Below are 3174 nucleotides of genomic sequence, written 5' to 3' on the forward strand. Positions count from 1 at the left end.
TCATAATCGCAACACTATCAACCGTAATCCTAATCGCTGGCACAGTAGCCTACTTCAACTACTTCGCCAAAAGACGCCTAATAATCTCCACAACCACAAGCCTCTACGACACAGCACTGCTGGACGAAATCGAAAAACGCTACGAAGCAACCCACAACGTGGACATCAACATAATCTCCGCAGGAACAGGCATAGCCATCCAACACGCCCAAAACGGCGACGCCGAAGTCATCCTCATCCACTCGCCAGCCATGGAGAAAACCTTCCTCGAGCAAGGCTACGGTGTAAACAGGAAAATAATTGCCTACAATTTCTTCACCATAGTCGGACCCGAAAATGACCCAGCGGGAATCACGGGAAAAAACGCAACCGAAGCGCTAAAAAGCATAGCAGCCTACGGTGAAAGCCTATCTGACCAGCCGGGACAAACCAAAGTATGGGTCTCTCGAGGCGACAACTCGGGCACACATTCCAAAGAGCAGAGCCTCTGGAAAGCCGCAGGCTACAACTACACGCTTGTATCTGCTGAACCATGGTACGCAAGCGTAGGCTCAGGCATGGGTGACGCCTTGAACGTGGCTAACCAAAAAACAGCCTACACGCTCGCAGACATAGGTACCTACTTGAAATTCTACACCGACGGCGTAATCTCCTTGTCTGCGCTAATAACTGAAGAGCAAGCTTTGCTTAATGTCTATAGCGTCATAGCTGTAAACCAAACCTACCACGAGCAAATCAACTACCCTGACGCCATGAACTTCATAGAATACTTGGTATCCGATGAAGCACAACAGGTCATAACAGACTACGGCAAAGCCAATTATGGGGAAAGCCTCTTCCACGGTGCAGTGCAACCGCTAAAGAGCAACGCGCCCCAGCCGATAGTCAGCTGGATAAAAAGCGCCGCCTTCTTCGACGGCTCCGAATGCCCACCGCAATTCAGAAAAGACTACCCGCAACTTTACAGTTAGAGGCTTACAACAATGGTTGACGTACTCGGCGGCATAACAAAAGCATTCGAGCTAATAGCTACAGGCGACCCAACGCTGTACGGCATAGTCTCACGCACCCTTTTTTTCTCAGGCATCGCCGTCGTGTTAGCCATGCTGTGGGGAACACCCATCGCATTGCTAATAAGCATCAGAAACTTCCGAGGCAAATCAATAATCAAAGCGTTCTTCAACTCTCTGATAGGCGTACCCACCGTGGTGCTCGGTTTAGTGTTGTTCCTCATTTTTTCGAAAAGCGGACCCTTAGGCTTTTTAGGCTTGCTTTACACGCCTGCAGCCATAATCCTCGGCGAAGCCGTACTTGTAACGCCCATACTAATCAGCATAATGTCCAACGCCATAGAGGCAGTTGACCCAGAAATCATGAACTTGGCGAAAACACTGGGCGCCTCAGAATCACAAGCAGCAATAGCCGTACTGAAGGAAGCGTTAAACGGCGTCCTCCTAAGCAACATCGCCAGCTTTAACCGCGCAATCGCCGAACTAGGCGTCGCGCTGCTTGTAGGCGGAAACATAGCAGGCTTAACTGACGTACTGACAACGGCGATTTCGCGTTACACAGCAAGGGGCGAACTGGACGTCGCTATTGCACTGGGAATATTGTTGATGGTTATTGTGTTCGGGATAAATGTGATGTTGATTATAGCGCGGAAAGCGAAAATACTGTTCGTGCTGTGGAGAAACCCGCAGTAGGGCATGAGCGTTGACTGGAGGTTAAGAGAAACTGTTGATAACGGCTGAATTGAAGAAAGTGACCAAAGCATACGGAGACAAAACCGTAGTTGACCAAGTCAACTTGCAGATACAGGAAGGCGAAATCCTAGCGCTTCTGGGACCAAATGGTTCGGGAAAAACAACGCTGCTGAAAATCCTCGCGCTAATCGAAGCGCCTACAAGCGGTGAAGTCAAGTTCCAAGGCGAAGTAGTCACGGCTAAAAACGTTGAGAAAATGCGGCTGCAAAGCACGCTTGTCTTCCAGAAAACAACCCTCTTCGACTCATCAGTTTACAGCAATGTTGCCTACGGTTTGAAAATAAGAAAAACCCCAAGAGCTGCATGTGAAGAAGAAGTGAAGGAAGCGCTGAAACTGGTGAAGCTAGAAGGCTTCGAGAAACGACCCGCAAGAAAGCTCTCAGGCGGAGAACAACAACGCGTAGCAATAGCCCGCGCCGTGGCGCTTAAGACCAAGCTTCTGCTCTTGGACGAACCTACAGCGAACTTAGACCCAAAAAACGCCGCCATTATTGAGGAAGTCATCGCCGCAGTTAACCGCGAACACAAAACCACCATCGTTATGGCTACGCACAACATGTTCCAAGCAAAAGCCTTGCCGCACCGCATAGCGCTGATGAACGAGGGAAAAATAACTGAGGTCGGCTCGCCCGCAGACGTTTTCGGCAACCTCTCTCGGAACCTAGCGCGGTTCGCCGCGGTGGACAACACTTTCGCTGGAACCGCCAAGGCAACGGCGGCGGGCACCACGATGGTGGACATAGGCAACGGCGTGCAAGTTGAAGTCACAGCGCAGAAGCAAGGTGAAGTATCTCTGTTCGTTAACCCTCAAGACATTATTCTCTCCAAAAGCGCGGTGGAGTCCAGCGCCCGAAACGTTTTCAAAGGCAGAATAACGGAAATCGAGGATTCGGGCTCGCTTGTGAAGCTTAAGGTTAACGTGGGTAAGCCTTTCACGGTTCAGATAACCAAGAGGTCCTTCAGCGAGATGGGGCTTAACTTGAACTCCGAAGTCTACATTGCCTTCAAAGCGTCAAGTGTGCAGGTGCTTTAGGCTTTGCTTTTTCTTTCTTCCGATAGCTCGCGCAGTATGACGAGTGCTTCACCAAGCGGCATGTTCAGCCTTGCCGCTAACTCGGCGGGGGTTATGTCGGGTTTTTCGCGCAGAATCTCCTCCCTTGTGTACGCCTTATGCGCGGGGTACATCACTGCAGCGTGCACTGTTTCAACGAGTATAAGCCAGAGCTGTTCCTTCGTCAACTCCTCAAGGCTCATACAACATCACCAAGTATAGTAAGCATGACTTGCTATTCAGTTTACCGCAAAAATCTCTAAAACGCAAGAGAAAAGGCTGTATTTGCTAAAGTTGGTAGAGGTTTCCAACACTGTTCCACACAAAAGCATCAGGCAAAGCCTCAGCCAAAGCGCACGT

The 3174-nt window shown here is 50.1% G+C and carries 4 protein-coding genes; 3 read left to right on the forward strand and 1 reads right to left on the reverse strand.

The window, feature by feature from the left end:
- From NWE95_03995 to NWE95_04005, 3 genes are all read left to right on the forward strand, one after another.
- Positions 1 to 971, forward strand: a 971-nt coding sequence (locus NWE95_03995) for a substrate-binding domain-containing protein (GenBank protein ID MCW4003058.1), incomplete at its 5' end; no start/stop codon positions are given.
- 12 nt (positions 972 to 983) lie between these two features.
- On the forward strand, positions 984 to 1703 hold the full coding sequence (locus NWE95_04000) for an ABC transporter permease (protein MCW4003059.1): 720 nt from the start codon (positions 984 to 986) through the stop codon (positions 1701 to 1703).
- A 34-nt stretch (positions 1704 to 1737) separates the two neighbouring features.
- Positions 1738 to 2796, forward strand: a complete 1059-nt coding sequence (locus NWE95_04005; GenBank protein ID MCW4003060.1) for an ABC transporter ATP-binding protein — start codon at positions 1738 to 1740, stop codon at positions 2794 to 2796.
- Here NWE95_04005 and NWE95_04010 read toward each other — a convergent pair.
- Complete coding sequence (locus tag NWE95_04010) at positions 2793 to 3002, reverse strand: winged helix-turn-helix domain-containing protein (protein MCW4003061.1); 210 nt, start codon at positions 3000 to 3002, stop codon at positions 2793 to 2795. The two genes, NWE95_04005 and NWE95_04010, sit on opposite strands and share 4 nt — an antisense overlap.
- Positions 3003 to 3174 lie beyond the last annotated feature (172 nt).

It is taken from the genome of Candidatus Bathyarchaeota archaeon, assembly GCA_026014725.1.
In the GTDB taxonomy this organism is placed as follows: domain Archaea; phylum Thermoproteota; class Bathyarchaeia; order Bathyarchaeales; family Bathycorpusculaceae; genus Bathycorpusculum.